The sequence below is a fragment of the Paenibacillus polysaccharolyticus genome (assembly GCF_900102085.1).
Classification (GTDB): Bacteria; Bacillota; Bacilli; order Paenibacillales; family Paenibacillaceae; genus Paenibacillus; species Paenibacillus polysaccharolyticus.
Map to the genome: position 1 here is coordinate 83,499 of NZ_FMVM01000011.1, position 26,459 is coordinate 109,957.

At 45.6% G+C, this 26,459-nt stretch carries 32 protein-coding genes; 24 read left to right on the plus strand and 8 right to left on the minus strand.

Translation table 11 applies throughout. The annotated features are described in order from the left end of the window. The first annotated feature begins 4 nt into the window (after positions 1 to 4). From BLQ13_RS16305 to BLQ13_RS16330, 6 genes are all read left to right on the plus strand, one after another. On the plus strand, positions 5 to 379 hold the full coding sequence (locus BLQ13_RS16305; RefSeq protein ID WP_090922282.1) for a winged helix-turn-helix transcriptional regulator: 375 nt from the start codon (positions 5 to 7) through the stop codon (positions 377 to 379). Between the two features lie 117 nt (positions 380 to 496). After that, a complete protein-coding gene (locus tag BLQ13_RS16310; RefSeq protein WP_090921949.1) occupies positions 497 to 1,621 on the plus strand; it encodes a hypothetical protein in 1,125 nt (374 codons plus the stop codon). A 151-nt stretch (positions 1,622 to 1,772) separates the two neighbouring features. Beyond that, the gene (locus tag BLQ13_RS16315) at positions 1,773 to 2,105 is read left to right on the plus strand and encodes a hypothetical protein (RefSeq protein WP_090921951.1); all 333 of its coding nucleotides are present in this window, start codon (positions 1,773 to 1,775) and stop codon (positions 2,103 to 2,105) included. 58 nt (positions 2,106 to 2,163) lie between these two features. After that, positions 2,164 to 2,682, plus strand: coding sequence for a hypothetical protein (locus BLQ13_RS16320; RefSeq protein WP_090921953.1), 519 nt, complete (start codon positions 2,164 to 2,166; stop codon positions 2,680 to 2,682). Then, the gene (locus BLQ13_RS16325) at positions 2,679 to 3,542 is read left to right on the plus strand and encodes a DUF4085 family protein (RefSeq protein WP_090921955.1); all 864 of its coding nucleotides are present in this window, start codon (positions 2,679 to 2,681) and stop codon (positions 3,540 to 3,542) included. Before BLQ13_RS16320 ends, BLQ13_RS16325 begins: the two co-directional genes overlap by 4 nt. A 21-nt stretch (positions 3,543 to 3,563) precedes the next feature. Further along, complete coding sequence (locus BLQ13_RS16330) at positions 3,564 to 4,001, plus strand: oxidoreductase (protein WP_090921957.1); 438 nt, start codon at positions 3,564 to 3,566, stop codon at positions 3,999 to 4,001. A 150-nt stretch (positions 4,002 to 4,151) separates the two neighbouring features. Here BLQ13_RS16330 and BLQ13_RS16335 read toward each other — a convergent pair whose 3' ends face one another. Together BLQ13_RS16335 and BLQ13_RS16340 are read right to left on the minus strand one after the other, a co-directional pair. After that, positions 4,152 to 5,231 carry an anti sigma factor C-terminal domain-containing protein gene (locus BLQ13_RS16335; RefSeq protein WP_090921959.1) on the minus strand — a complete coding sequence of 360 codons (1,080 nt, stop codon included), beginning with the start codon at positions 5,229 to 5,231 and terminating at the stop codon, positions 4,152 to 4,154. Then, positions 5,228 to 5,740 (minus strand): RNA polymerase sigma factor, encoded by a 513-nt coding sequence (locus BLQ13_RS16340; RefSeq protein WP_167375762.1) that lies wholly within the window; start codon positions 5,738 to 5,740, stop codon positions 5,228 to 5,230. Before BLQ13_RS16340 ends, BLQ13_RS16335 begins: the two co-directional genes overlap by 4 nt. A 144-nt stretch (positions 5,741 to 5,884) precedes the next feature. Here BLQ13_RS16340 and BLQ13_RS16345 point away from each other — a divergent pair, with 144 nt between their 5' ends. From BLQ13_RS16345 to BLQ13_RS16365, 5 genes are all read left to right on the plus strand, one after another. Beyond that, complete coding sequence (locus BLQ13_RS16345) at positions 5,885 to 6,100, plus strand: hypothetical protein (protein WP_090921963.1); 216 nt, start codon at positions 5,885 to 5,887, stop codon at positions 6,098 to 6,100. 80 nt (positions 6,101 to 6,180) lie between these two features. Next, positions 6,181 to 6,720 carry an HAD-IIIA family hydrolase gene (locus BLQ13_RS16350; protein ID WP_090921965.1) on the plus strand — a complete coding sequence of 180 codons (540 nt, stop codon included), beginning with the start codon at positions 6,181 to 6,183 and terminating at the stop codon, positions 6,718 to 6,720. A gap of 28 nt (positions 6,721 to 6,748) precedes the next feature. Continuing rightward, the gene (locus BLQ13_RS16355; RefSeq protein ID WP_090921967.1) at positions 6,749 to 7,090 is read left to right on the plus strand and encodes a hypothetical protein; all 342 of its coding nucleotides are present in this window, start codon (positions 6,749 to 6,751) and stop codon (positions 7,088 to 7,090) included. Between the two features lie 12 nt (positions 7,091 to 7,102). Further along, on the plus strand, positions 7,103 to 7,390 hold the full coding sequence (locus tag BLQ13_RS16360) for an SHOCT domain-containing protein (protein ID WP_090921969.1): 288 nt from the start codon (positions 7,103 to 7,105) through the stop codon (positions 7,388 to 7,390). Positions 7,391 to 7,434: 44 nt separating this feature from the next. Further along, positions 7,435 to 8,298 (plus strand): phosphotransferase, encoded by an 864-nt coding sequence (locus BLQ13_RS16365; RefSeq protein WP_167375763.1) that lies wholly within the window; start codon positions 7,435 to 7,437, stop codon positions 8,296 to 8,298. A gap of 53 nt (positions 8,299 to 8,351) precedes the next feature. Here the strand turns inward: BLQ13_RS16365 and BLQ13_RS16370 are convergent, their stop codons facing one another. The 3 genes from BLQ13_RS16370 to BLQ13_RS16380 are packed head-to-tail and all read right to left on the minus strand — an operon-like array spanning position 8,352 to position 11,514. Then, positions 8,352 to 9,437 (minus strand): ABC transporter substrate-binding protein, encoded by a 1,086-nt coding sequence (locus tag BLQ13_RS16370; RefSeq protein WP_167375764.1) that lies wholly within the window; start codon positions 9,435 to 9,437, stop codon positions 8,352 to 8,354. A 26-nt stretch (positions 9,438 to 9,463) separates the two neighbouring features. Further along, complete coding sequence (locus tag BLQ13_RS16375) at positions 9,464 to 10,468, minus strand: FecCD family ABC transporter permease (protein WP_090921973.1); 1,005 nt, start codon at positions 10,466 to 10,468, stop codon at positions 9,464 to 9,466. After that, positions 10,465 to 11,514, minus strand: coding sequence for a FecCD family ABC transporter permease (locus tag BLQ13_RS16380; RefSeq protein ID WP_090921975.1), 1,050 nt, complete (start codon positions 11,512 to 11,514; stop codon positions 10,465 to 10,467). The genes BLQ13_RS16375 and BLQ13_RS16380 overlap by 4 nt, the downstream gene beginning before the upstream one ends. 103 nt (positions 11,515 to 11,617) lie before the next feature. On the opposite strand from BLQ13_RS16380, the gene BLQ13_RS16385 reads away from it, so the two are divergent. From BLQ13_RS16385 to BLQ13_RS16400, 4 genes are all read left to right on the plus strand, one after another. After that, the gene (locus tag BLQ13_RS16385; protein WP_090921977.1) at positions 11,618 to 12,298 is read left to right on the plus strand and encodes a response regulator transcription factor; all 681 of its coding nucleotides are present in this window, start codon (positions 11,618 to 11,620) and stop codon (positions 12,296 to 12,298) included. Next, the gene (locus BLQ13_RS16390; protein WP_090921979.1) at positions 12,295 to 14,073 is read left to right on the plus strand and encodes a sensor histidine kinase; all 1,779 of its coding nucleotides are present in this window, start codon (positions 12,295 to 12,297) and stop codon (positions 14,071 to 14,073) included. The genes BLQ13_RS16385 and BLQ13_RS16390 overlap by 4 nt, the downstream gene beginning before the upstream one ends. Positions 14,074 to 14,600: 527 nt before the next feature. Next, positions 14,601 to 15,443: a hypothetical protein gene (locus tag BLQ13_RS16395; RefSeq protein ID WP_090921981.1), complete on the plus strand. Its 843-nt coding sequence runs from the start codon at positions 14,601 to 14,603 to the stop codon at positions 15,441 to 15,443. A 101-nt stretch (positions 15,444 to 15,544) separates the two neighbouring features. Beyond that, positions 15,545 to 15,925, plus strand: a complete 381-nt coding sequence (locus tag BLQ13_RS16400; RefSeq protein WP_090921983.1) for a VOC family protein — start codon at positions 15,545 to 15,547, stop codon at positions 15,923 to 15,925. An 88-nt stretch (positions 15,926 to 16,013) separates the two neighbouring features. Here the strand turns inward: BLQ13_RS16400 and BLQ13_RS16405 are convergent, their stop codons facing one another. After that, positions 16,014 to 16,997 carry a cation diffusion facilitator family transporter gene (locus BLQ13_RS16405; protein WP_090921985.1) on the minus strand — a complete coding sequence of 328 codons (984 nt, stop codon included), beginning with the start codon at positions 16,995 to 16,997 and terminating at the stop codon, positions 16,014 to 16,016. Between the two features lie 321 nt (positions 16,998 to 17,318). On the opposite strand from BLQ13_RS16405, the gene BLQ13_RS16410 reads away from it, so the two are divergent. The 7 genes from BLQ13_RS16410 to BLQ13_RS16440 all read left to right on the plus strand — a co-directional run bounded on the left by BLQ13_RS16410 (position 17,319) and on the right by BLQ13_RS16440 (position 23,412). After that, positions 17,319 to 17,996 carry a response regulator transcription factor gene (locus tag BLQ13_RS16410; RefSeq protein ID WP_090921986.1) on the plus strand — a complete coding sequence of 226 codons (678 nt, stop codon included), beginning with the start codon at positions 17,319 to 17,321 and terminating at the stop codon, positions 17,994 to 17,996. After that, positions 17,993 to 19,381 (plus strand): sensor histidine kinase, encoded by a 1,389-nt coding sequence (locus BLQ13_RS16415; RefSeq protein ID WP_090921988.1) that lies wholly within the window; start codon positions 17,993 to 17,995, stop codon positions 19,379 to 19,381. The genes BLQ13_RS16410 and BLQ13_RS16415 overlap by 4 nt, the downstream gene beginning before the upstream one ends. A gap of 67 nt (positions 19,382 to 19,448) precedes the next feature. Continuing rightward, positions 19,449 to 20,696: an ABC transporter permease gene (locus BLQ13_RS16420; RefSeq protein ID WP_090921990.1), complete on the plus strand. Its 1,248-nt coding sequence runs from the start codon at positions 19,449 to 19,451 to the stop codon at positions 20,694 to 20,696. Beyond that, the gene (locus BLQ13_RS16425; protein WP_090921992.1) at positions 20,693 to 21,370 is read left to right on the plus strand and encodes an ABC transporter ATP-binding protein; all 678 of its coding nucleotides are present in this window, start codon (positions 20,693 to 20,695) and stop codon (positions 21,368 to 21,370) included. Before BLQ13_RS16420 ends, BLQ13_RS16425 begins: the two co-directional genes overlap by 4 nt. A gap of 222 nt (positions 21,371 to 21,592) precedes the next feature. Further along, positions 21,593 to 22,132 carry an NUDIX hydrolase gene (locus tag BLQ13_RS16430; protein WP_090921994.1) on the plus strand — a complete coding sequence of 180 codons (540 nt, stop codon included), beginning with the start codon at positions 21,593 to 21,595 and terminating at the stop codon, positions 22,130 to 22,132. Positions 22,133 to 22,275: 143 nt separating this feature from the next. Beyond that, a complete protein-coding gene (locus BLQ13_RS16435; protein ID WP_090921996.1) occupies positions 22,276 to 22,782 on the plus strand; it encodes a DUF4275 family protein in 507 nt (168 codons plus the stop codon). Between the two features lie 15 nt (positions 22,783 to 22,797). Next, positions 22,798 to 23,412 (plus strand): DUF4304 domain-containing protein, encoded by a 615-nt coding sequence (locus tag BLQ13_RS16440; protein WP_090921997.1) that lies wholly within the window; start codon positions 22,798 to 22,800, stop codon positions 23,410 to 23,412. Here BLQ13_RS16440 and BLQ13_RS16445 read toward each other — a convergent pair. Continuing rightward, positions 23,400 to 24,227, minus strand: a complete 828-nt coding sequence (locus BLQ13_RS16445; protein ID WP_090921999.1) for a DUF2785 domain-containing protein — start codon at positions 24,225 to 24,227, stop codon at positions 23,400 to 23,402. The genes BLQ13_RS16440 and BLQ13_RS16445 overlap by 13 nt on opposite strands. An 83-nt stretch (positions 24,228 to 24,310) precedes the next feature. Here BLQ13_RS16445 and BLQ13_RS16450 point away from each other — a divergent pair, with 83 nt between their 5' ends. Next, the gene (locus tag BLQ13_RS16450) at positions 24,311 to 24,604 is read left to right on the plus strand and encodes an RNA polymerase alpha subunit C-terminal domain-containing protein (protein WP_090922001.1); all 294 of its coding nucleotides are present in this window, start codon (positions 24,311 to 24,313) and stop codon (positions 24,602 to 24,604) included. Positions 24,605 to 24,664: 60 nt separating this feature from the next. Here the strand turns inward: BLQ13_RS16450 and BLQ13_RS16455 are convergent, their stop codons facing one another. Continuing rightward, the gene (locus BLQ13_RS16455; protein WP_090922003.1) at positions 24,665 to 25,609 is read right to left on the minus strand and encodes a hypothetical protein; all 945 of its coding nucleotides are present in this window, start codon (positions 25,607 to 25,609) and stop codon (positions 24,665 to 24,667) included. Between the two features lie 294 nt (positions 25,610 to 25,903). On the opposite strand from BLQ13_RS16455, the gene BLQ13_RS16460 reads away from it, so the two are divergent. Continuing rightward, positions 25,904 to 26,434: a DUF2569 domain-containing protein gene (locus BLQ13_RS16460; RefSeq protein ID WP_139168912.1), complete on the plus strand. Its 531-nt coding sequence runs from the start codon at positions 25,904 to 25,906 to the stop codon at positions 26,432 to 26,434. The last annotated feature ends 25 nt before the right edge of the window (positions 26,435 to 26,459 follow it).

The following is a 26,459-nucleotide window of genomic DNA, read 5'->3' on the forward strand; positions in this document are numbered from 1 at the left end:
CAAGATGGAACAAGGCAAGACAAATAACGGGGCTCCCAAAAAATATAGAGTTGGCGTTGAAGCAGCGCTGGAAGTGATGGGTGGCAAGTGGAAGCCGCTCATTATTTATCATTTGTTTACAGGGTGCAAAAGAACGTCGGAGCTGAAACGGTTAATCCCCGAGATTACGCAGAAAATGCTGACCACACAGCTGAGAGCGCTGGAAAAGGATGAGATCGTGCAGCGTAAGGTATACTCAGAGGTTCCTCCGCGAGTGGAGTATGAGCTGACAGCGTATGGATTGGGACTTAAACCTGCGCTGGATCTTCTGTGTTACTGGGGGGAAGAGCATCTGGATAAGGTTTACGGGGATAAGTCGAAGGTGTTGGAGGATTTTTAATTCCAAGGAAACGTGAAGGGCAGGAGGTGAAGAAAAGGTATGGGAAGGCGCGCTTCGAGAGATCCATGAGGAAATGGGTTGCAGATTAATATGCATCAATAGAGAGGTGTGAGAAATATGATTAATGAACAATATTATGAGAAGCTTAATCAGGACGCAATAGATAATTATCTATTTTACAAACAAGAAGCTGAGGCAAAGGTACATAGAAGAGAGTATACAACAAGTAAGCGGTATGACATTATGCCCTTTTGGTCTGAACGTGAGGGACAAATCCTTGGAGAACTTTCGAACGAAAGGACAGACACCTATTATGAGTTTGATGATCAAGGCAGATTGCTGATATTGGCTTGTGACGATCTCATTGACGGCTATACGTATGTTACATATAAAGATGATCTGATAACGACACGAACATATGTTGAGGACACATTGGATGGAGTTAAGGAATATTGGTTGCAGGGCGGGCATATCTATCGATCCGTAGAATATCTTTCTCGGTTTAATAAAATTAACGTTGAAGAATATATTTACGAGGGCGACCTGCTTGTGCAAGTCTACCAGCCGCAATATGAAAATAATGAATATTACGAGCATCTTGTTCGAACGTATTTCGAATATGATAACCAAGGTGTACTGCTACGAGTGTTAGATGGAACGCAAGGTGTGATCTATGTCAGAATGGCAGACGCAGAAGTTCAGACATTACGGGAAACGGTGAAAATGGAACTCATGTTGGCGGTGAAGCAAACCATAGATACGCTCTGTGACTCTCCATCGGAAAGTTCCTATTGTTTCTTAGCCATCTACTTGCATGATGAAGTTCATGCAGTGTACTCGCCTATGTTCAACCCAGGTTGGAATGAGGTAAGAGAGGAACAGATAGAAGAAAAAGATGAGCATGATGAGTATTATTACTACGGACTCTGGAGTTCAGGCGACCATCCACTGAATGATCAACAAGAGCTTGAGAATCATGATCTGATCCAGAGACTTCGAACTTTGATTATATACTGGCGCAGCAGAGGAGATTGGTTTGAGGAAGGCAAGCGCTTGTGGCAGGAGGTTGCTTACGAGATAAATGTAACGACCAACTGGCCCGAATACTCTAAACTCACAGACAACTTTGTTGTGTTTGTTGAATGGGAAGCGATGGATATCATGAATGGAGATTTACATGCAAGCATACCTGCGAGCAAGCTTGAGTTGTTACAGTTAGAAGACTTGGCACCCAACATTTAATAAAGTGCAACTAAATATAACCTAACCAAAAAAGGGGTGATAACTCATTACATTCAAGACGATTTATCCAAGAGCTGTACTGCAATTAATTTGTATGTTCATGATTGTAGTTTTATTTTCTAGAAATGTTTTTTACGGTGAAAATGGTGTTATGAAATACATCGCTTTAGTTTTTTTCGTCTTTATTCTAGGTTATATCATCTTTCTAATCTGGCGTTTGCTGTTCACCAGACCTAGCATTACGCTGGAAAGTGATCATATCATCTCTACCAAATTACAGAAATATGATGCATCTCAGATTGAGTGTATTTATATGAACTACAGACGAATCGGGTTTAAACGCTATGGCAAACGGATTGTGCCAATGGATTTATGCTTTTATTTTAAGGGAGATCAAGAAACCGCAGGTGTAGAAGCAGTCCGTGAATGGGCCGCGCGGAATGACAAAGAAATCAAACATAAATTTTTTCAATCCTGGGTGTAGACCGGCATGTCTGTGAATGTAAGGGGACGTTGAGGTGGGAGAATCTGGAGGAGTAGCCATGAAAACTATAGAACATTTGCTAACCAGCGATTGGTATAAACAGGTCACGGCTGAACTTGTTCAGCTTAAACCTCAGGTGAAATTTGTGGAACATGCTAGTTATGAGTCATCTATGTTGATGGATTCTTTTAGAGAGCGCAAATATGTTCTGGAGGGCTTTAACGGCCCTGCTCCGACCGAAGAAGAATGTGTGCAGTGGATTATGGAACAGATTGCCGAGGACAAGGACGAGATTATGTCTTATGTGGTAGCCAGGTTAGCGTTCAGTGAGCACTTGGATGATGATCCGGACGGAGAATTTGCTGATGGCGAAGAACTGGATGCAGGGGATCGGTCCGAAGTGGTAGAGGTGTTGGGATTTACGAGATCGGTTATCGCAAACACCATTATTGAGTATGATCTGGTGAAGAATCATCCAAAACAATTAACCGCCTTTTTCAAACGCACACGCATTCCCGGCGCAGCCAAATTCGCATCACAGATTAAAAAACTCTACAAACAGGAGCGATGCCTATGAAATACTTAACAAAAGAGTGGTACGATACGTGCCAGCAAACAGGGCTTCATTTTGGGTTGAGAGTACATAAAGGCGCGGGGGCGCTGGATGAGGCTCTTTTCCAGAGACTGTACAAACGGAAGGGAAAAGAACATGTAAAGCAAGAGCGTGAGATATACGATACCGATCCACGTTTCATGCTGGAGAGTGATGGTCAAGTGATGACCCGTGCAGACAAAGCTTTTAGCGGGGAAGAGATCACGGTGGAAGATCAGATGGTGTATCACATGCCGCCGGAAGAGCGAGCGCATATTGAGAAGCTGATTGCCGAGTATGATGTCCGTCCTGCTTTTGATGAGAAGCAATGTAAAGACAAGTATAAAGAAGCGATGGAGTGGAATTTCCAATACCATGCGGAGAAACTGCCTGCTGACATCTTGAAACAGATTGCAGACATCCGTGTGTTTGCACTGGGATACTGCACGAGCGAAGTTATGCAGCAGCTTAAGAAAAAGAGTGCAGAGAATACCCAAGAGATGGAACGTATCGGACAAGAATACAGGGAAGCGATGGTGAACCAGAATATTGCGGATGATGTTCATCGTCTGGTGCAGTTTCATGATTGCAAGGTGACTGAGCTATTGCACGCCGATAATCTGGTTATCAATTTTGACAACCGGGGAGGCTTCACTGAAATGAATAAACTCACGTTGATTGCACCTGAAATTCTTAAGCAAGAAGGTGAGGTTGTGGGCAGTCATTGGTTGTACCAAGAGCTGTACCGAATCGATCAGGGATACGAACTGCATGTTCTTTTGGATGGGGAACCTATGCCTGAATTGATCGTAAGTTGTACCGATATCATCGCCGAGACTGAGTGAGGGGATGGGGGAAGGGAACATTTGAGAACTAGCACGATTGAAACCAGACTTTCCACAAGATATGATGAGCTTGATCCTGAACAAAAGGGCAACAAAAATACAGAGTTCGCTGATATTATTATCGATGGACAATCGGTCTTCTATAGGATGCGAAAAAAGCATGATCTGGTTCCCTGTTTGGGATGGGGGAGTGATGAATATCAGCTACTGTTGCTTGATTATTTTTTGCTTAGAAAGCCGCATGAATTTATGTATTATCGCTATCCCATCCTTGTATGCCCTGGGTGTGGCGATGAGGAATGTGGGTATGTTTCAGTGAAGATCGATCGTGAAGATGATATCGTCATTTGGAAAGATTTTATGCTAGATGACCAAAAACTTCAGGTGGGTCCATTTTATTTTGAGTGGGAGAACTATGAACATGCGATCCTTAACACTTTTCGTATGGCAGGGATATAGTAGTTTGGATCAGATGAAAATAAATCTACGCAGCATAGTGTGTACCTTTCTTGCTTCGGATGCGTTATTTGTAACTCTTGCATGTAAAAAAGAGATCATCCCTGTTCGCACAAAGGCATGATCTCTTTTTTTAACTATAGCCCTGCATTTCTAATCCCAATTCCATATCTCTACCCGGTTCAGATGAACATGCTGGAATTCCGGATTCTCGCTAATCTTCTGCAATTCACGTACGGGCCCTGTTACAACAGCACCGTATACTTGTACGCCATTCTTTTTCAGATAGGCAAGTCGTCGTTGATCCCAATCAACACCGTTATAACTGAGGTTGCTGGTCATCCATTCCAGATCAGACATCATGCCTTGGATTTGTTCCTTCATTGTTCCTTCTGACTGCGCCAGCTTTTGGTCTTGAGGTTCTCTAGGAAAATAATTAAACCATCGCCCTCCGCTTTCTTCCATTTCATAGAGTGGCTTAAGCGTCAGATGAGGAACATTATAGTCAAACAGTCCTGCTCTCGAATAGGAAAGATTTTTTTCTTGCATTTCTCCTGAATAGATCGGCATCGCTGTGACTCGGACATCATACTTAGAGAGCAGCTGCATCAATTGCTCAGGTGATTTTAGATTTTTCAATGAGATCGACATCTCGGCGACATGTCCGTCATCTATTTTACGAAGTCGCTTAGAACTGCTATTTTCCTCCGTGTCCTCCTCGGAGGGTTTGCCGTCAACCAAGTCATACGGAAGGTAAAATGGACCGGGTTCGTTACCATTTAAATAAGCACCTGTGCTATTCATCTTGTAACTGAATTTACCGGTAATACTTCGTTCGGCTTGAACCTCACCAGTGATCACTTCCGATGAACCGACGAGGCGATATACTTTCAGATTAGCCTTCTGTGTTAAAAAGGGAGTGACTTCAAACGTCTGATGGGGACTTTTTTCGACACGCAATCCGTCACCGCTCATCTCCACTACCGAAATGATGGATCGCATGAAGTCATTACGCACTTTGGATTGATCGAAATACATATGCAGAGCCGAGATATAGACATGATAGAGTATAAATATTAAAAATAGAACTCCACCTGCGTTCAGGAAAAATTTCCAACGTGTTTTCCATACCATTCGTCTGAATTGCTTATGACTCCATTGCGGGCGTTGAGGTTCGAAATCATCTGCATGGAGTACATGCAGTTCATCGGGTTCCGTTGGCTTGGACATCATTCATTCTCTCCTTTCATCTGTAACATCTCTTCTTTAAATCGTGCTCTGGCACGAAACAGGGTAACTTTGACCTGACTCATATTCATATCCAGAACCTTGCAAAGTTCCTTGTAAGACAGCTCATTCATCTCGCGAAGTAGCAGTACAGTCCGATATTGTTCGGGCAGTTTCTTCATGACCTGTTGAATGAGCTTTACCCGTTCACGAGCGGCGAGTACTTCCTCAGGAGTACGATATGTATTCTCTACACTTTGTTTCTCCAGTTCCCGGCTCATTTCCATTTCCCCGCGGTTCTTTCGGTACCAATCGATAAATAAATGTCGGGCTATTTTGTACAGCCATGCTCTGGCATAGTCGGCATGTTCGGTTTTCATGGATACCATAGCTCTGTAAAATGTTTCTTGAACTAACTCCTCAGCCGTTTCTTGTGATCCACACATCCGGTAGAGATAGAGATGCAGGGAGGACTGGTACTGTTTGAATAGTTCGGCATATAAATCACTCCTCATTCCAGATTTCATCCTCCTTCATTTAAGACAACGGGCGGAGTTCAAAAATGTTACAATTAAATTGAATATTTATTAATAAGATGAATTGGACTATGCTTTTGTCAGGCACGCAAGTTCATAGACACCAAGGAGATGTACACAATTATGGAATTATTTACAGCATTCATTGCCGTTTTTGTATGCATTATTTTCGTGCTCATCGTTGCCGCTGTTGTGCGTTATGCCGTGGATTCGTCCAAAACATCCAGAAAATTGGATCTACTGATGAAGGAAGTACGTGATCTGCGGGCAGAAGTCAGAAGGTTTCAACATGCAAAAGAGCAGGAGGATAATAAACATATTATCGATGAAAAAGTGTAATCGCTGTGTGAAGCGGTGAGACCTTTAAGTTAGTGAATAGTGATTAATACAATAACTTAAATCGGGAGTGAACAAACCTTATGACTGCAAATCCAAACGTTCAGGCTGTTTTTATCGACAGAGATGGCACGATCGGGGGTACAGGACATTTTATTCATCCGAGAGACTTTGAGTTATATCCGAATGCACAGGAAGCGATTACGCTCATAAAGCAAAACGGAATGAAGGTTTTTGCACTCACCAATCAACACCGAATTTCACGCGGACAAGCAACGGTTCAGGAGTTTGAACAGCAGTTTCAGGAATACGGATTCGATCAGGCCTACATCTGTCCACATGAAGAAGAATGTGGCTGCCGAAAGCCTAAACCCGGCATGTTACATCAGGCTGCAGAACGGCATGGTTTAGACTTGACCAAGTGCATCGTTATCGGAGACGTAGGCGACACAGACATGCTTGCTGCGCATGCTGTAGGAGCAACGAAGATTATGGTGAGAACAGGCTGGGGGGAATCCTCATTAACGAAGTTCAGAGATAAGTGGGCTCAGACGGAGCCGGATTATATTGCAGCAGATATTTTAGATGCAGTGCATTGGATTATTGGCAATTTGAAAGAGTAAATGTTCAGTGTATAAGGGGAGTGATGGGATGATCGCAAGAACATGGCATGGAGCTGTACCGCTGGAGAACAAGGAAGCTTTTCTGGAATATGAGGTTGAAACAGGAGTGAAAGATACACTCGCTGTTAAGGGAAATCGCGGAGCGTATCTGAAAGTTGTGGAGCAAGGAGACTACGCACACTTTTTCCTGTGCACCATGTGGGAGGATATGGAGTCCATGATGGCATTTGCAGGGCCTGAGCCTACCATTGCTGTGACGTATCCGAAGGATGAGGAGCTTGGTTTGATCTCTGATCCGATTGTCATTATACAGGAAGTAACCAGTGCAGATAGTCCATTTGAGGATGATAAAAAAGTACATAACATTTAGGGGGAAATGAAGTTGAAGGCATTATCCATCATTGCAGTTGTAGTATTCACATTGACGTTATTTTTCATTTTTGTTTTGGGACCCGTAGACGAGGCGGCTGCAGTAGGATGGGCATTTTTATCTATGTTTTTTGCCATACCTTATTCGATTTTTATGCTTGTAAAAGTCAATAAGTTAAACAAACCAGTGGTTAACGTCCATGAACAGCTTTTACAATTGGGGGATTTAAAGGACAAAAATATCATCTCGGAGTATGAATTCGACCAGAAGAAAGAGAAGTTGCTTGCGAAAATTAGATGAAACACAGGAGAAAGGAGAAGGGGAAAAAGGAAAGGGAGAAACATATGATAAACATCAACCCAAGCACCAAGGAGATCAACGAGCTCTTGCAAAAGCATAGCATTCACGAACACATCGTGGAAGTAAGACAGTTGTCGGGAACGACGGCGGGGCGGGTGTTCAGGCTACTTGCGAGCTCGGGCGAACGGTACATTTTGAAATGGGATGATCCTGAGGACATTCGTGTTACATGTCAGTTTCTGAATACATACAGTGAAGTGATGCTGTTGCCAAAGGTTCTTTTTACGAGTTCGGACAACACTTATTTTGCATACAGCTTTATGGAAGGTGTGACTCATAACCATCGGGGAGCGAAGAAAGAATGGTTAACCCGGCTGGTGAAAGAGCTGTTGAATACATATGTACGTTTGCCGGATACAAAGTTATGGGGAAGAATGGGGTATCCACGTGAGACATGGAGGGGATTCAATCAGATTAGTATTGATGAGGCGAGAGAGAATCTTGGTGATGTGCTTACAGCGGAAGACTACGATCTGGTTCAATCTACAGTGAATCGTCTGTTTGAGAAGGAAGAGACCGCGAGATTTCTTTTGCATGGGGATACAGGTGTTCATAATATTGTATTTGAGCAAAAGGAACTGGTTGGGGTCATTGACCCATCTCCAATGGTTGGCCCCGTGATCTATGACTTTTTGTATGCCTTTTGTTCCTCCCCGGATGACCTCGACCCAACATTGTTATGGGATGTATTCGGGCATCTGGAGCAGGTGACTATGGATAAGTTCAGATTGATGGAAGAAGCACTGGTTCATCTATACTGCCGGATTGGGCTCAGCAACAAACATCATCCGCAGGACTTGCCCGAGTATCTCGAAGCGTGGGATTTGTGGAAATGGCATATAACATAAAGCCAACCTTCGCTTGGAAGGTTGGCTTTACTTTTGAATTAAGGAAAACCATATTATTTTGTGAAGAATGGAATAGCCTCTTTGAGAATTTCTTCACCCGACAGAGGCCCCTTACCCAGTGCCCATATTTCATCATTAACAACGAGCACATGTTTATCTTTCACCGCTTTGATGGATTGGAAGGTGCTGTTATTCATCCATTTATCCAGGTCGGCCTTCGCCCCATAGATCACCAGATAGTCCGGGTTTTCCTGTACAAGGGTTTCCAGATCTACATCGGCTACGTCAATCTTGCCTGGCGTCTGTTGCTGACTGGACTTGTTCTCATCGAAGCTGTATTCCGCGCCGATTTTCTCCAGCAGAGTTGCGATATATGAGGTTTTCATCCAGATGTAGAAGTTTTTCTCCAGTGCTTTCACGACGATAACTTTAGGTTTGCCCTGGATTTGAGCGTGGGTCTGTTCAATGTTCTGGTTCAGTTCATTCATAACCTGATCATGTTCTTTTTCTTTGCCAAGCAAGGTTCCCAGCATAGCGAAGTTTTGCTCCATGTCTCCGTAACCATTGGTATAGAGCGCGATGGTCGGTGCAATTTTCTCCAGATCCTCACGTATGGCTCCGTGCACATCGGCATTGGCGATAATCAGATCGGGCTTGAGGGAAGAGATGACTTCCAGATTAGGCTGCTGGTGATTTCCAACAAAAGTATAGTCCTTCACCTGATCTTTCAGGTAACCAAGCACTTCCGCTTTATAAGAGCCTGCAATCCCTGCTGGCATTACACCAAGGGAGACGAGCTCATCCGTGAAGGAGAAATGCAGGGTAACGATTTTTTTGGGCGAGGCAGGGAGTTTGGTTTCTCCCCAGGCGTTCTTTACAACAAATGAACCGTCTGAATTAGAGGTAATTGAAGGAGCCGTTGTTGTATTGGCTTCATTTGAACCTTGGTCTGAAGATGATGTTGCAGTGGAGGAAGTGGACGCATTACCACTATCCGTTTTACTCGGTTCATTGGCAGAAGCCGCTGGCTCCTTGTCCGATGTAACACCAGCGGTGTTGCCAGCCGTTCCTCCGCTACATGCGGTGAGAACCAGCACAAGAGTTAATATAATTACCATAAATAGTGATGTTCGTTTCATTGGGAATGAACCCTCCATATTGAAAATTATTTTTTCTGTCCTTGCTTGAAGATCAGGTATACAAAATAGGGCGCGCCGATTAACGATGTAATGATGCCAACGGGAATCTCCATTGGAGGGATCAGAATGCGGCCAATCATATCGCCCAGCATGACAAGTAGCGCGCCGAGCGCCGCGGTAAATGGGAGGGAACGGATGAAGTTCTCTCCAACCAGCTTATGGGACAGATGTGGAATAATAAGTCCAACAAAGCTGAGATTCCCCGATATACTGGCTGAGCTTGCGGATAAAGCGAGAGCTACAATGAGTAGTACCGTTCGCACCATGCGAACCCGGGTGCCTAAGGACACCAGCACGGATTCATCCAACTTCAAGACATTTAAATACCTTACGAGCAACATGGCGGCTAACAATCCTGCTGCTGTCCATGGCCATAACATCTCCACATGTTGCAAGCTGCGCGCATATAAGCTGCCTTTAAGCCAGACCAGTGCCTGACTGGAACTCATGGCATATTTAACGATAAGCATTTTGATGATGGCCTGTAATGCAGAACTAACGGCTATACCCACAAGAGCGAGACGGATCATGGATGTGCCCTGGCGGCGATAAGCGAGCAGGAAAATGATTAGACTTGCCGCTGCCGAACCTGCCATCGAATAGAAAGGCAACCAGATTGCGGGTGTTAACGGCGCAAGTAAAATAATGACTACGGTCACCAGCCCGCCACCTGCTGTTGCCCCGATGACATCAGGTGAAGCCAGAGGATTTCGCAGGACAGTTTGCAGGATGGCACCTGCGACAGATGCAGCAATGCCTACAAGCATGGCGCAGAGAACACGAGGCAACCGAAGCTCATAGATCGTGCCGGATTGCGATTGAAACTGGTCGATGATTTCATGGAACGTAACGGGGGTTGCCCCGAAACGAAGCGACAGGATGAATACCAGCGCTAACGAGAATAAGACTGCGGTCATCAGTGCAGCAAAGCTCCAGTTGGATCGGGAGGACGGATTTTTTAAACATGTCATGAACGTTTCCTCCCGCGCATGCGCATGAGCACGATGAAGAACGGTGCTCCAATAAACGCAGTAATAAGTCCAACCGGTGCTTCCAACGGATAGAAAAGCAGGCGTCCGATCAGATCGGCATACACGAGAAGCACACTGCCTGTCAGCGCAGCGAGTGGTACAATCACCCGATAATCGATACCTGTTAACGTACGAATAATATGTACTGCCATTAAGCCAATGAACCCGATGGGGCCGCATACCGCCGTTGCTGCACCAACGAGCACAATAATGGCTACCATGATTCCGCTCCGTACCATGGTTAACCGTTGTCCGACAGATATCGCTGTATCCTTACCCATGGACAATACATTTAACTGGGACGCAAACAAGCAACAAAGGATACTGACGGGAACGAGAGTGACTAGCGAGAACATGACATCTTCCCAGGACATGCCCGACAGATCGCCGGCCATCCAGCGCAGCAGTTGATACAGATCGGTATCATGGAATATGATCAGCGTGGTGGTCATTGAACTGAAAAACAGACTGTTCACCAGTCCCGTGAGCACTACACTGCTTGAACTGAAGCGGCTCCGTACACTGAGCACATAAATGAGAATGCCGCTGAGCGCAGTTCCCAACATGGAAGCCGTTACGGTGAAAAAACGGAATGTCTGGAACTGCATCAGCACCATCAGTGCAGCAATCGCCATGTTGGCCCCCTGATTAATGCCCATAACCTCCGGGTCTGCCAGATCATTCGATGTTAAAGACTGAAGCAGACATCCCGCAATACCGAGTCCGGCACCAACAAGTACCGCAGCGAGAATTCGGGGCAGTCTAATCGTGGTTACCGAGCGAATCAGGGATTCGTTGTCCGTCCAGGCGAACCAGTTGAACAGGATCGGTTCCTTGCGACTGGGTTGCAGATGAAAGATCATGGCCAGATATGCGCCCGCAACAAGCAGGATAAGTAATGTCAGGCCGATCCAGATGTGCTTCGACAGGCCTAGATGTTTTCGTACGGCAGAAGCACGAGATGAATTATGAAATGAAAGAAACATGCCGGATTACGTTCATCCCCTTTTCGTTTTTAATGAAAATGATTATCATTGTTGATATAATACATAACAGTTGTGTGATTCATGTGTGTTTAGGAGGAAAATTGTGAGACGTTCCGTTTTATTAATAGAAGATGAAGAATCCATTCGTGAGCTGGTCACGGATTACTTCACGCAATCCGCTTGGCAAGTCATTGAAGCAGCTAACGGGGAAGAAGCACTTGAACTGTTCAATTCCTGTCCGCCAGACTTGGTGATTGTAGATCTGATGATTCCCAAAGTGAGTGGCTGGAATGTGTGCCGGCAGATTCGATATCAGTCTACCGTGCCCATCATTATCCTTACTGCAAAATCGGAAGAAGAGAATAAGCTGCTGGGCTTTGAACTAGGTGCCGACGATTATGTGACGAAACCGTTCAGCCCGCGTGTGCTGGTTGCCCGCGCGGAGACATTAATGAAACGTGTGGACAATACAGTGGGACAGGAAGATCCGATCATTTCTTTTGGCAATATAAAGGTGTATGAGAGAAAACGCTTAGTGGAGTCAGGGGGGCAACCCGTTGAGCTGTCCTATAAGGAATATGATGTGTTGCTGCACCTGCTCAGGCATCGAAATTTCCCTTTGACGCGTGAACATTTGTTAAATCAAGTGTGGGGTGTGGACTATTTTGGCGACCCTCGCGTGGTGGATACTCATATCAAAAATTTGCGTAAAAAGCTGGGGGCAGACGCTTGTTATATTCGTACGGTGTTTCGCATCGGATACAAGTTTGAGGTTGAATCGTGAAAACGAGAGGGATCGTATTTAAGCTTTTTGCTGCCAATCTTGTATTTTATATCGTTTTCTTTGCAACGGTTGTGGCAGGACATTTCTGGTTCTTTGAACGATTCTATCAGCATGAGCGAGCCAGTGATTTGGGTAAAAAGCTAGCATCCTTCGCTATGGACTATGCCCGGCATAAATGGCCTGAGGAGAAAACACCCATGGTGATGGGCAGTTTCATCACACAAAATCATGTGCAAATGGCGATTCTAAATAAAGAGGGTGAGGTTCGCTACGATAACCCGTTTCGAATTCAACTGAACAAGGATAAGGGACAATCGCTACCTGTGGCAGTTTCCTTTTTCCCGGACATCTCGGCTCTGACTTCGTATGGTTTGCAGCCTGGTGATCATGTGACGGTGCAAGGTGCTTATTACATGGAGCAGGGAAACGCGCTGTTCTCGCCTTATGTCATTCGTAAAGAGGGGTCACCCGCGGTTGGGGTGCTTCCTCACAACGCCGATCGGGAAGGCGTCATAGAGATTAGTGGCACCGTAAACTCGGTATTGTTGCCTGCGCCGGGTCAGTGGAATAACAGGGAAGGTATTATGGCGGCTGCGCTACGCGTGTGGTTTCCTTTACCGGAAGTAGAGCGGGAGCAGCTGGATCGGGGCGAAGCATTTCATACCGAATGGAAGGAACCGGTGAGCGGTGTGCATAATCTGGTGTTTGTGCAACCGATTGTTCGTGATGGTAAGGTCGTGGAGTATCTGTTTGCTCTAACGCCCTTGACGCAGCTTGGGGAGGCATTTGGCGCGCTGGAGGTGTATTATGCCTTTTTCAGTATTGCCGGAGGGCTACTGCTGATGGTGGTTCTGTCCTTTTTCTTCTCCAAAATCGTTTCACGTCCGTTATTACAATTGAATCGTGATGCGGCTCGCATGGCAAAGCTTGATTTCACGACCATGGCCCCGATTCGGAGTAAAGATGAGCTGGGTAGTCTGTCCGAAAGTCTCGTCAGTCTTTCTTCCAATCTGGATCGTACGCTGAAGGAGCTTCAACTCACGAACGAGAAACTGGTTCTGGAGATGGAATATAAAAGCCGGATGGAGCAGTTGCAGAAACGTTTTGTGTCGGATGCTTCGCATGAATTAAAAACACCCATCAGTGTGGTGAAGGGATATGCGGAAGGACTTCTGGATCAGATCGCCGAAAATAAACGTGAGCGTTATATTCGTACCATTTTGCGAGAAGCCGATCGGATGGAAAAGCTGGTGCTCGATATGTTGGAATTGACCCGGCTAGAGGCTGGCGCGGTGAAGCTACGTATGGAATCGTTTACGGCGGATCAACTTGTAGCTGAATGTGTGGAGAAGATGAGACAACTCGCCAAGGCTAAGCAGATGAAGTTCGAGGTGCAGGGTGACCGCAATGTACATGTCTGGGCAGATGCCGAGAAGATGCAGCAGGTCTTGCTGAATTATGTGAGTAATGCGATTCGAAACGGGAATGAAGGAAGTAGCATACGGATAGATATGCAGCATGATCGTGAGCATGAACAAGTATATATTTCTGTAGAAAATGAAGGGCCGTCCATTGCAGAGCATGAGCTGACACGGATATGGGATCGGTTCTACCGCGAAGAGGATGCGCGCAGTCGTCAAGCCGGTGGAACCGGGCTGGGGTTATCTATCGTGAAGGAGATTATCCAACTGCATCAGCAGTCCTATGGTGTAGCGAATACGCCGAATGGCGTAAAATTTTATTTTACGTTGCAAAGCTCGTCGGAAGATGAGTGATTGTTCCTGAACGTACTGGTCGATGATCGGATTTCTGTGGCTGGAGTACTGTTGAAATAAAAGGGATCGTGGAAATGTTTATCAGCTTATAAGAAGAGGGCCTTGGCTTAAAGCCAGGGCTCTTGTCATTTTAATTAATATTTCATGAAAAGAATCTATAGGCACGTTTACCGGGTGTCGCTACGACTTAAGTAGTACTCCAGCTCTGAAATGAGAGTGTCAGAATTCTAACGATCCCCACGAAGCTTATTTACTCTGATATGAGGGTGTCCAAACTCTAACGATCTCCAGGAAGCTTATTTCATCCAGAAACATAAAAAATATACTGTATTGACGCAAAATCAGCTAAATAGCGTCTCTGGTGATCGTTAGAAAATTAAAAGCAGCGAAACAGGCCGAATAAGGCTTCTGGTGATCGTTAGCGTTTTAGTTGAGTAAGGATACAATGAAAATGAACATCGTTCCGTTCAACAATACAAACAGTCAATGCTGGTGAATCAATGATGTATTACGGAGGAGGAAGTGTAATGACGAGCAATTATAAGATTCCTGAATTGTTGCAAGACATCATGGATTGGGAGCAGGAAATCAAGCATGAAGTATCTTATCTGGAGACACCGACGGGTTATTTTCTACAATTCGATCCTAATGATCATGGGGGTTATTTGAGTTCTCCTGCGGATGCGATCGTATTTGCCAATACAGGCATGGGTGGCATTCATTATTCATTTTTGACGGATTTTGGATATGCTTCTGATCTGAGTTTAGCACCTGTAATTCGTGTAGACCCAATGGATTCTGGTAACTATGCGAGGATTGTGGCCAGCAATATCCGAGATTTTTTTACTCTTGCCTTTTCAGGCTATGAGGGATTGCTCCTAAATGAATTTGAATCGAAACAACAGTACCTGAACTATGTCATAGAGCAAGAGGATGATGCGCGCGAAAGTGAATACTTTGACGGGAAAAGGGATCTTGAAAAAAACAAGGCTCGGAACTTGGCTATGCAGCGATTTGATCTTCAGCCCATCTCCGACGGATACTCATACATTCAGGAAGCACGGCAGATCAGACGTGGTGAAGTCATTATCGACACACTAGATGGCCTTGGCGTTGCGCTGGGGAAAGATTTAGTGAGTGATTGTAAGAGAGCGGAGCCTCATCCGTGGCATGAAAAAGAAATTCCATACGATCAAAAGGAGCAATTAAAATCCTACATATCGAGCGCAGATCAGGTGGGTCTGTTTAGTTTAATCCGGGACAGTCAGGCACAAGGGTTAGATGACCCTGATGTATACCGAGCGATGAAAGATCGGCTCGTTTCATTTGGTCTGACGATGGAAGCGCGAAAGCTCATGCACTACAGGTAAAATGTGTTGAAACCTAGACGTAATTTTATTCAACCTATAAAATGGGATTATAAAACGAAACTAAGTTTCAATCAATGAAACTCAATAGGAGGATGAATCAAATGGCCTATCATTTCAATGGCATTGATCATGTGCAGTTGGCTGCTCCTGAAGGTTGTGAGAAGGAAGCTAGAGATTTTTTTAATCAAATTTTTGGATGGACAGAAATTCCTAAGCCGGAACAGCTACAGAAACGCGGCGGTGTGTGGTTTCAATGCGGCGTCCATCAGGTTCATATCGGTGTGCAACATGATTTTGTACCCGCTTCCAAAGCACATCCTGCTTTTCATGTCCAGAACCTGGAGCAGCTGCGTGAACACCTGCACAAGCACAGTATCCAAGTATTAGATGATGAAGCAAGAGCAGACGAGGGAGTAAGGCGTTTTTATCTGAATGATCCCTTCGGGAATCGATTGGAGTTTCTGGAATTCATTGCAGTATAAACAGCAAAAAACAGGGCGATCCCTTAACGGGAACCGTCCTGTTTTGCCTTATCCCAATAAAAGGGAGCATCCGCTAACCTGCAACACATTAATGATGGTGATGCGCATGTGCATCGGGTGCGTCACCTTTGACGGTGCAGAGGACGGAGGTATCGTGAAGATGCTTTTCAGACTCGACCTGCAAGGTGACATGTTTGATCTCTTTGTGCTCCAGCAGATGCTCAATTTTCTGTACAAGCACCTCGGACGCATATACATCCATCGTTCCATCTACCACGATATGGGCAGTCAGTGCGTTCAGGTTACTGGTGATCGACCAGACGTGAACATCGTGAACACCTTTGACGCCATCCACCTGCTGAATCGTCTGCACCAGATCGTTCACATCGACGTTTGCGGGTGTGCCTTCCATGAGAATGTGCAAGGAAGATTTGGTGACATAGAATCCACTGCGTAATACCAGAACCGCGACGATGACACTTGCCAGCGGATCAGCCCAGCCCCAGCCGAAGAACATCATGAGCAGGGCAGCAGCAATCGCACCAATCGAGCCGAGCATGTCGCTGATCACGTGAAGATAAGCACCGCGCATGTTCAGGTTGCTCTCGGTATCGCTGCCACGCATCATAATCCAGGCGACCAGAATGTTCACGAGCAATCCGATTGTACTGATGATCAGCATGCCCATCGTTGCCACTTCGGGCGGGTGGATAAAGCGGCCAATAGCCTCGTAGAAAATATAAAGCGCAATGGCAATTAACGTCACGCCGTTTAACGTGGCTGCCAGAATTTCAAAGCGTCTGTAACCGTAGGTTTTCCCCGTATTGACGGCTTTGGCTCCATATGTGAACGCGAGCAAAGCAATACCGAGCGCGATAGAGTCCGAGAGCATATGACCTGCATCGGAGATGAGTGCAAGACTGTTCGTAATGAATCCCCCGAAGGCTTCTACGATCATGTAGAAGGTAATGATAATGAAGGAAAAGAGCAGTACTTTTTTATTATTCGTGCTGTGCGCGTGATTGTGTCCATGATCATGTCCATGATTGTGCCCATGTTGTTGTCCTGACATTGTAATCCTCTCCTTTGGTATGATTCCCTGTTATGTATGTTGCATGATTATATCGCTTTACGTGTTGCATGTGGTTATGTTGCTGAACAATTCTGTAATCCGGTTTATCTCTCTTTAATATGAACATATGAGCAATCACTCATATATTTTAAACTTATTATAATTTGGCCTCATAGTAGTGTCAACCAGATTTGCGAAAATATAAACATGCATCCACACAGACAGCTGTACTGCCAACTGCACCACTTAGATGCACTGGCTAATGGATTCGTTTTTGTGCTACCATCGGGGCAGGATCACTATAGAAGGGCGGACTACGAGATGAAACATCTGCTGCTAGCAGACGATGATGCGAATATTCGTGCGCTATTGCGCCATGTGATGACGAAGGAGGGATACCGGGTACATGAAGCACAGGATGGTGTGGAGGCGGTCAAAATGATACAGGAGACACCCATCGATCTCGCGATCCTGGATGTGATGATGCCAGGCATGGACGGACTTGAACTGTGTGATTACATACGTCAGCATTACGACATTCCTATTATATTGCTGACTGCAAGGGATCAGCTGGCAGACAAGAAAGAAGGATATTTGCGGGGCACGGATGAGTATGTGACCAAGCCGTTTGAACCTGAGGAACTGGTGTACCGGGTCAAAGCGTTATTTCGACGATATCACCGAACTTCCAGCGATATCATCCGCATGAACCGGATTGTGATTGACCGCAACAATGTGGAAGTAAGCGATGGACAGTCGATTCTTTTTTTACCGATGAAAGAGTTTGAACTACTGTCTCAGCTTGCGCAGTTTCCGGGGCGCCTGTTCTCGCGTGATGAATTGATTCGTCTCGTCTGGGGGGCGGATTATGAAGGGGACGACCGAACGGTCGACGTACATATCAAGCGGTTGCGTGACCGCTTTGCGGACTATACCGATGATTTTGTGATTCAGACGGTGCGGGGCATTGGATACAAAATCGAGGTGAAAGCGCATTGAGATCGTTATACGTTCGCATATTTCTCATTACGGTGGCGGTGATTATCGTCAGTAGTTTGCTCGGATTCTTTTTCTCCAACATCTACTATCACGCTAAACTTAAAGACTTTAATGATGAGAAGTTGGTTGGTATCGCCATGGACATGAAAAAGTTTGCCGAAGAGCAGCCTGAGCCGAGTACGGTACAGCGATATCTTCACAATGCAGCGGCATTAGGATACGAAATCTATGTCACCGATGGTCAAGGCGATGATCAGTTTTACGGCCGTGAATTCCGCGAAAAGGAGTTGGACAAGCAGGCTGTTCGTCTGGTTCTAAGCGGCGATGTGTATCATGGCGTGGCCGAGTTTCCGAGCCAACCGTTTATTACCGGATTTTTTGACAACCAATTAAGCAATACGGTGGGGGTTCCGCTACAGGTGGGCGATGCTCGCTATGCTATGTTCATGCGTCCCGATATTATTTTGCAATTTGGAGAACTGCGGATTTTCTTTGCGCTCATTGGGGCATTGACGGTGGGTATCAGTGTCCTGATCTTTCTGTTCAGCACGCGTTATCTGGTCAATCCGATCGAACGGCTATCCGAAGCGACAAAACGTATTGCGCAAGGCAATTATAATCTGAAATTAAATACAGCAAGGCGTGACGAGATCGGGCAACTCGCCCAGCATTTTATGACGATGAGCCGTGAATTGGAACGGGTGGACCAGGCCCGGCAACAGTTCGTGTCCAACGTATCCCATGAGATTCAGTCACCTTTAACCTCCATTCAGGGATTTGCGCAATTGGTAGCGGATCGGGAATTACCGGAGCAAGAACGGGCGCACTATGCATCCATTATTGAAACAGAGAGCCGGCATCTCTCGTTGCTCAGTAAACAATTGTTACTCCTGTCTTCCTTGGAACAGGGTCATGAAGATATGACGCAAACCCAAGCTACCTTCGCGCTGAGAAGCCAATTCCGTCAGGCGGTTCAAGTGTTGCAATGGCAATTGGAGGAGAAAGAGTTATCCCTGCGCATGTCTGTACCGGAATCCATAAAGATTACAGGCAATGAAGTGTTACTGATGCAGGTTTGGATGAACTTGCTTGGCAATGCGGTGCAGCATTTGCCGAAGGGCCGTAGCATTGAGGTTCGGGCAGAGCAGTTGGATAAAGCGTGTGTCGTGTATATTCAGGATACTGGAGACGGAATTGCAGCCGAGCATCTGCCTTTTTTGTTTGACCGTTTCTACCGGGCGGATCATGCACGTGAACGTTCATCTGGCGGGACCGGCCTGGGCCTTGCGATTGTGCAGAAAATTATTCGTCTCCATCACGGCACCATTGAGGTGTCCAGTTCAGCTGAAGGCACGCTCTTTACCGTAACGCTTCCACAGATGTAATGTGTTATTCATTTTCCGTTCATTTTCACCCCCTATACTTGGATTATCAAGAGGGAGGTCAGAGCATATGTACTTGGCTATACGGGAAATGAGATTTGCAAAAGGACGATACGCCTTGATCGCGACCATCATGGTGCTGGTTTCGTTTCTGGTGTTGTTTGTAACCGGACTTGCGCAGGGGCTGTCGTATGATAACGCGGCTTCGATTAAAAATATGGCAGCAACCCATTTTGTGCTTGAACAGGATTCGAATCATCGATTTACTCGTTCACAGGTGGGCCAGCAGGAGCTGGATGAGGCCCGTGCTGTCGTGGGACAGGATAATGCCGAGCCGCTTGGGGTTCGAATGACTACAGTCAGCCCGGCGGACGATACCAAGAAGATCGATGTCACCCTATTCATGGTGAACCCGGGAAGCTGGTTGGCGCCAACGGTTACCGAAGGCAAAGCGATCAACGATCAGTCCGCAGGGCAGGTTGTGGTCGATCAGAAGCTGGCGAAATCCGGTGTCACGATCGGCACGGTTCTGGTAGATCAAGCCTCGGGGACGGAGTGGACCGTTAGTGGTTTTGTGCAAAATGAATCGTTCAGTCACGCACCGGTGGTGTTTATGAATGAGCAGGAATGGCTTACATTGCAAGCTGGATCACGTACTGTGCAGGCAACATCTGCAATAGGTCGAGTAGACACCGGCACTGGCACTGGAACAAGCGCGATTGCTAAAGCGAATACTGACGCTATTGGCACTGAAAAGAGCGCTGAAGCTGTAATGGGTACATCGACTCCATCTGGTTCACTGAATGCGCCAGTTTACAATGCAATCGCGGTCAAAGGTGCGGATGATCAAGTGAGCAAGTTGAGTTCCGCCTTACCAAAGACAGAGATCATCACCAAATCGGATGCGGTATCCGCTATTCCAGGTTACAAGGAGGAGCAGGGCTCATTATTGATGATGATTGCTTTCCTGTACGTCATCTCGGCATTTGTACTGGCGGTATTTTTCTACGTCATTACAATTCAGAAGACCAGTCAATTTGGCATTTTAAAAGCGATTGGAACACGAAACGGTTATCTCGCAGGCAGTGTGTCGCTACAGGTGTTGCTGTTGTCCATCGGTAGTCTGGTGATTAGCGTATTGCTTGTGCGGCTGTTCGAATCTGTTCTTCCAGCATCTATGCCTTTTCAATTAGGAACATCCACCCTTGCATTGACCTGTGTGTTATTCATCCTGATGTCGATGGCGGGTTCGTTGTTCTCGGTGTGGAAGGTTACCAAAATTGATGCGCTTGATGCGATTGGGAGGACGGCAGCATGAGAAACCGACTGGAATTACAAGGGATTACACAGACATTTGATGACGGTGGCAGTCAGCGCACCATTCTGGATCAGCTTGATCTACAGGTTGCAGAAGGGGAACTTGTCGCGGTGATGGGACCTTCGGGTTCTGGTAAAAGTACATTTCTGTCCATTGCAGGTGCGTTGCTCGAACCCACGGATGGGGAGATACTACTGGATGGCTCTTCGATCATGGGCAAAAGTAAAACGGACATCTCGGATGTGCGGCTGCGCCAGCTCGGATTTATATTTCAAAGTGCGAATCTGATTCCTTACCTGAAGGTGGAGGAGCAGTTATTAGTAGTAGCGAAGCTTGCGGGTATGGACAAAAGTAAAGCTGAGCGCCGTGCAGGTGAACTGCTGGAGACGGTGGGCCTGTCTAACCGGCGCAAAGCTTACACCGACAAGCTGTCCGGCGGGGAACGCCAGCGCGTTGCCATTGCGCGGGCGCTAATGAATGATCCGGCTGTGCTACTGGCGGATGAACCGACGGCTAGCCTCGATGCGGAGCGCGGGCTGGATATTGTAGGAACGATTGCGCGGCTCGTGAAGGAGCAGGGCAAGAGTGCGGTGATGGTTACGCATGATGAGCGGATTTTGCCGCTCTGTAGCCGGGTTCTTTTTTTGGAAAAGGGAAAGCTAGTAGCACGTTAGAGGATTGTGAATTTGCTTTTCGAAGAAATAAGTTGATGAGAAATACGCTTAACGGTTAGTTTCAGTGCGATGAGAGGGTCACAGCTCCTGTGGGAGAGGTGGCCTTCTTTTTGTGTTTTCGACTATAATTGGAAGGGAATGGCGTGTACGTTGAGGTAAAGATTCAGGCTACGAATGGATGACAGTACATCATGAATTTCATTGGGGGAGGAACCGATACAGATGAGTAGCATAAATGCAGAACAATTTCCGGCACTGAGTACGTCGATCCACTGGGGAATCATTGAGGCGGAGTTTAGGCTGGGCGAGCAAATAGACGAGACACTGGTGAGTAATGTGAGCATTATTCCGTTTGTTGGAGAAGAGTGTGTTGTGTTTCAACTGGATAACGGACTGTGGGAACTGCCCGGAGGAACGTTAGAAGCAGGCGAGCACTATATGGAGGGATTGAAACGTGAATTGATGGAAGAACTAGGCGGGAAGCTGCGTAGTTATCAGGTTTTTGGGCAATTCTACTGCACCTCCAGTTCACTTGAACCGTATCGCCCGCATATTCCGCATCCGCATTTTGTCAGGGTGATTGGTTACGGAGATGTGGAGTTGGTTGGTGAGCCGCTTAATCCCGAGGATGGGGAGCAGGTGGTGGCGGTTGAGATCGTAGAGATCGAAGAAGCCGTACGGCGCTTCCGGGATCAGAATCGGCATGATATTGCCGAGATGTACGAACTGGCCTATGTGCTGCGACAAGCAGAAAAAGGCTGATGTAGACGCAAGGTATTGTTGCCGTTTTGAAATTAGTGAGAGAATCTATACGCTTCCATTGGAGTTGCTGTGTGATAGGTATGTACGTATCTCATGATCGATAAATGTTTTTTTGAAAGTATCTACATATAGGAGGTTCACCCATGATTCGGGAAGAGATTAATCGGATGCTGGATATGTTGCCGGAAAGTGAACTTAACGTGGCATACTCACGAGTTGAAATGGTGTACCTCAAATATATGTATGAGAAAATGATCGCGGACAAGGGAGTACAAGTGACCGAGTTGTGCGAGGAATCGGAGGAGATTGTTCAGCGCTGGGATGAGGTGTTTGCCCATAACCTGGATGATATTTTAAAAGAAACGATCTACTACAGCCAGTACAAATGGCATATGTTCAGTTACAAACAGCAGGAGTGTTTGGAAGGGGAAGCAGCACGAGCAGCCTTCGATGCCGAAGAGAAGACCGACTTATATGTGATGTATCAACATACGCCGTTTGTCCAGATCTATGAGAGCGCAAGTGCTGTCGTCGCAGCTGATTTTGATGAACAACAGGATATCTATATCTTCGACAATGCGTTCACATGGACATATGTACATACGCATGAATCGATGTGCGGGCCGTATTTTTACAAAATCGAGGCATAGAGGGAGGAAGTTCTTTTGCAGGAGCTGTTTAAAGAGATCATCAAGAATGAAGTGAAACCTTTGTTTACCCGTCACGGTTATACCAAAAAAGGTCTGAATTTTCGAAGAGTCGAAGGCGATCTTATTTACGGATTCAACATTCAGAAGTCCCAAGGCAACACAGCCAACCACGTTCGCTTCTATATTAACTGCATGATTCATTCCAAGGAGTTGGCGGAGTTGCAGTCTATGACATCAGGCGGTAAAACGATGGGGGAGCAAGTTCATCTGACCTGCAGGATTGAAGAGATTGTCCCATCTGCCCCAGACCGCTACTCGTTGACACATGACACCGACCCGATCACCTTTTCAAAAGAACTACTGTCCGACCTGGAAGACGCCGTTGAATACATGAAGAACATAACCAGCGCAAGAGAGATTGTGGAATATTATATTGCGGAGACCGCACTGCATTTAAGCGAAGAAACCTTTCATTTCCTGCTGCAAAATGGTGATACGACGACTGCTCAGAAATATCTACAGCAGTTGCAGGCCAAATACGGAGCCGAAAATCGCTGGGCGATCTTTCAGAAAAAGTATGCGGCCATTTTTGCAGAGTTCGGAATGCAGTTCATCCTTCAGGATGTATAGTAGACCGGTTCTACTTTATATAACGTTTGTTCAATCGTTGGACATAAGTCAGCATCATACACTCCATGAAATTTGATTCTAAAATAAAGACTTTTGAGAAAGTTTTTAATGTTGTTTTTTTGCCTGAAGGCAGGCAAAAATTCGGATTCATTCTCCACCGTGCCAAAACGTTGAATCCATTGTTGAACGGACGCCTGACTAAGGATGTTTCTATCCAGAATACACATGACTGGTGTTATCATTCGTTCGTCTTCGCCATCGGAGTAGACCCGGTCACTGATCGTCATTTTCTCGTACACCAGATCCAGCATCGTTGATAAATCAGCCTCATCTAATTCATTATATTGAGCCAAATCTTCCAACACATCAGCAGCATGAGCTACAGCGTGAGCCCAACCCTTAGTTTCATCATATCCACGGTAATCCTTTTCTTCTCGTACATTGTGAAAGACCACGTCCTTAATCTGATGAATACGCTCACTTGACAGGAAGGGCGATGCTGCGTGTCTCATGAGAAGAAGAGGGATGACCAGCATGGAAAAGGAACGTGTGAATACGGAGTCGGAATGGGTTTCCCCCAGTCCATAAAGCAGATGGTCACGATCTAAAACGGTGGTTAAAATGTGTTCTAATTCGGATGTAGTCAGAGAAAGGCTAGGAATCCAGTGAGATAGGGTGGTATAGATCAATTCATCACGCAATTGTGCGTCTACCGTACCGATGTTATGTAACATTTCTTGGATCAGGACGAAGGCATCTGACTGTGCTTGATATTGATTTTCTCGTATGTACATCAGTTTTTCTTTTAAATTCATTTAAACACACTCCTGCAAATTATATTTCATTCTAGTAAACTTATTATCAAAGGTATTATACAATCTTAAGGAGGAAAGCCCAAATGACAACCAATAAAGGAACACGGCGAACATGCGAGAAGGGACATACATTTTTTAAAAAGAGTGATTGTTCGACTTGTCCCAAATGTGAGGCGGAACGGAAACCGAAAGAGGGATTTATGAGTCTACTGTCTGCTCCGGTAAGACGCGCACTGGAAGCAGAAGATATTACGACATTACCAAAACTTGCTGAATATACGGAAAAAGAAATTCTGAAACTGCACGGAATCGGGCCTTCGAGCATGCCCATACTGCGTAGATCGCTGGAGGAAGAGGGATTGTCCTTTAAGGTATGACTTTAATCTTTGATTTCAAGCTTTTTTGATCGTTTCCTCATTCCTCAGCTCCTTTGGAAGCTACTCTATAACAGATAACAGTTCTTCCATCGTGACTTGATAAAGCAAGTCACCCTCACTCAGTAGCAGGCGATCCTGACGAAAATCCTGTCGAGCCTGTTGGAAGGGGCGTTTTTTCTCGTTCAGCAATTGGAACTTCGTTCCTTTGGTGAGGCTGCCAGACTTCTGCATTTTCTTGAAAATAAATGTTCCATGCTTCCCGTACCCGGCATCAAACAGGAAGTGATATCCATCCGTACAGAAACCGGAGGAACCTGATATATTCGGATTCAGGAAGTTCACTCGAGTAGACTCCGGTTTGAATCCTCCCGAAATACAGCCAAGTGAAAAGTCACTATAATAGTAGAACCAGACTTCTTCCTCGTTCACCACATTGAGTGCATAACAATCTGCAATGTCTGCACTGTTATTTTTATAGAGCACATTCCCGTATGCATCCCAAGCGAGCAATCCACTCGCCCCAACGGGCTGATCCCAGCCATAGTTACCAAAGATACCTTCATCGAAGTAACTCGTCCAGATCGTTCCATGCTTCGTCACCTGTACACTCTGAATCCCATCCCCGAGCAAAAATTCTCGAATCGTCGTGCCTTCCATATCACATACTTTGGCGTTCAGATCAAATTGATCGTTTCCATAATAGGTGCAGCGCGCACCAACGAGCAGAAGATGTTCTTGTAAAGGCTGTACATAATGATAGTGAAATTGTTGTCCCCCGATGACAACTTCCTGGACATATTGATCCGATACAATCAGCACTTTGTACGTGTATGGCTCCTTTAGTTTGGTTTGCACGAACATACCTTTTCTTCGTTCAGGGACTTGATTGATAAGTAGTATATATGCAAGGCCATCGTGTCCCCACTGTACGGAGACGATATCGAAACCTTCGGTATAAACGGAGATATCTGCAAAAGGAAGTAACGTTAATTTTGGATCAAGCATGGCTAAATCCTCCTTATTATAAGTAATCGTAAGCAGCATCGTAGGCTGCTGTTGTTACGTTGAATTATGACATGAGCAGACTGAAGGGAACATGGTGTAAGTATAACGAACCCTATCAAGGGAGGTGGAAAAAATGAGTATGCCTCATTTCTCCACTGTAGTACAATAAGGAAGCTGTGTAAATTTTTATGGGAGGGACTAAATAGCTTTCAAGTAAGAATAGGAAAGAAACGTATAGAGTATTTATACATATGGAATTGAATAGCGGCAGTTAAAACAGCATGAGAGAAGGACGTGTTAGAAGTGCAACAAGAACCTCGACAAGAACCATTTCAAGAATCAATGATAGAATACCGCCCACTTGGTGTGTCTGGGCTCGGAGGCTTGCTGATCCTAATCCAGATTGGGTTGTGGTTCTCAGTAATTATGTTCCTGTTACAGATCAACCAATTTACTTTAACCATATTAAACAAAGAGATATGGGAGGTTCTAACTGCGCAGGATTCAGGTTATTATCACCCGCTTTGGGCTCCGGTAATTATTTTTGAAGTTGTTTTTAACCTATTGTTTCTAGTATTTACGGTGTACACTATGATTGCTTTTTATCGAAAAAAAGCAATCCTTCCACGTCTGATGATTATTTTTTACAGTCTCAGCTTCGTAGTCGGAGTTGTGGATTCTCTGCTGCTCTATCAGATTCCGATAGCAAGAGAACTCGAAGATGGAAGTTCAATTTGGGACATTGCAAGATCAGCCATTGCTTGTGCGATCTGGATTCCGTATTTTAGAAAATCTGAACGTGTCAAGAACACATTTGTTCGTTAAATGATGAGACAGTGAGGGGTGACAA

Bases quoted from the DNA above. Each gene is read 5' to 3' on its own strand.
- BLQ13_RS16305 (WP_090922282.1), top strand. From the start codon at position 5: ATGGAACAAGGCAAGACAAATAACGGGGCTCCCAAAAAATATAGAGTT.
- BLQ13_RS16310 (WP_090921949.1), top strand. From the start codon at position 497: ATGATTAATGAACAATATTATGAGAAGCTTAATCAGGACGCAATAGAT.
- BLQ13_RS16315 (WP_090921951.1), top strand. From the start codon at position 1,773: ATGAAATACATCGCTTTAGTTTTTTTCGTCTTTATTCTAGGTTATATC.
- BLQ13_RS16320 (WP_090921953.1), top strand. From the start codon at position 2,164: ATGAAAACTATAGAACATTTGCTAACCAGCGATTGGTATAAACAGGTC.
- BLQ13_RS16325 (WP_090921955.1), top strand. From the start codon at position 2,679: ATGAAATACTTAACAAAAGAGTGGTACGATACGTGCCAGCAAACAGGG.
- BLQ13_RS16335 (WP_090921959.1), bottom strand. From the start codon at position 5,231: ATGATGTCCAAGCCAACGGAACCCGATGAACTGCATGTACTCCATGCA.
- BLQ13_RS16340 (WP_167375762.1), bottom strand. From the start codon at position 5,740: ATGAGGAGTGATTTATATGCCGAACTATTCAAACAGTACCAGTCCTCC.
- BLQ13_RS16345 (WP_090921963.1), top strand. From the start codon at position 5,885: ATGGAATTATTTACAGCATTCATTGCCGTTTTTGTATGCATTATTTTC.
- BLQ13_RS16350 (WP_090921965.1), top strand. From the start codon at position 6,181: ATGACTGCAAATCCAAACGTTCAGGCTGTTTTTATCGACAGAGATGGC.
- BLQ13_RS16355 (WP_090921967.1), top strand. From the start codon at position 6,749: ATGATCGCAAGAACATGGCATGGAGCTGTACCGCTGGAGAACAAGGAA.
- BLQ13_RS16365 (WP_167375763.1), top strand. From the start codon at position 7,435: ATGATAAACATCAACCCAAGCACCAAGGAGATCAACGAGCTCTTGCAA.
- BLQ13_RS16370 (WP_167375764.1), bottom strand. From the start codon at position 9,437: ATGAAACGAACATCACTATTTATGGTAATTATATTAACTCTTGTGCTG.
- BLQ13_RS16375 (WP_090921973.1), bottom strand. From the start codon at position 10,468: ATGACATGTTTAAAAAATCCGTCCTCCCGATCCAACTGGAGCTTTGCT.
- BLQ13_RS16380 (WP_090921975.1), bottom strand. From the start codon at position 11,514: ATGTTTCTTTCATTTCATAATTCATCTCGTGCTTCTGCCGTACGAAAA.
- BLQ13_RS16395 (WP_090921981.1), top strand. From the start codon at position 14,601: ATGACGAGCAATTATAAGATTCCTGAATTGTTGCAAGACATCATGGAT.
- BLQ13_RS16400 (WP_090921983.1), top strand. From the start codon at position 15,545: ATGGCCTATCATTTCAATGGCATTGATCATGTGCAGTTGGCTGCTCCT.
- BLQ13_RS16405 (WP_090921985.1), bottom strand. From the start codon at position 16,997: ATGTCAGGACAACAACATGGGCACAATCATGGACATGATCATGGACAC.
- BLQ13_RS16410 (WP_090921986.1), top strand. From the start codon at position 17,319: ATGAAACATCTGCTGCTAGCAGACGATGATGCGAATATTCGTGCGCTA.
- BLQ13_RS16420 (WP_090921990.1), top strand. From the start codon at position 19,449: ATGTACTTGGCTATACGGGAAATGAGATTTGCAAAAGGACGATACGCC.
- BLQ13_RS16425 (WP_090921992.1), top strand. From the start codon at position 20,693: ATGAGAAACCGACTGGAATTACAAGGGATTACACAGACATTTGATGAC.
- BLQ13_RS16430 (WP_090921994.1), top strand. From the start codon at position 21,593: ATGAGTAGCATAAATGCAGAACAATTTCCGGCACTGAGTACGTCGATC.
- BLQ13_RS16435 (WP_090921996.1), top strand. From the start codon at position 22,276: ATGATTCGGGAAGAGATTAATCGGATGCTGGATATGTTGCCGGAAAGT.
- BLQ13_RS16445 (WP_090921999.1), bottom strand. From the start codon at position 24,227: ATGAATTTAAAAGAAAAACTGATGTACATACGAGAAAATCAATATCAA.
- BLQ13_RS16450 (WP_090922001.1), top strand. From the start codon at position 24,311: ATGACAACCAATAAAGGAACACGGCGAACATGCGAGAAGGGACATACA.
- BLQ13_RS16455 (WP_090922003.1), bottom strand. From the start codon at position 25,609: ATGCTTGATCCAAAATTAACGTTACTTCCTTTTGCAGATATCTCCGTT.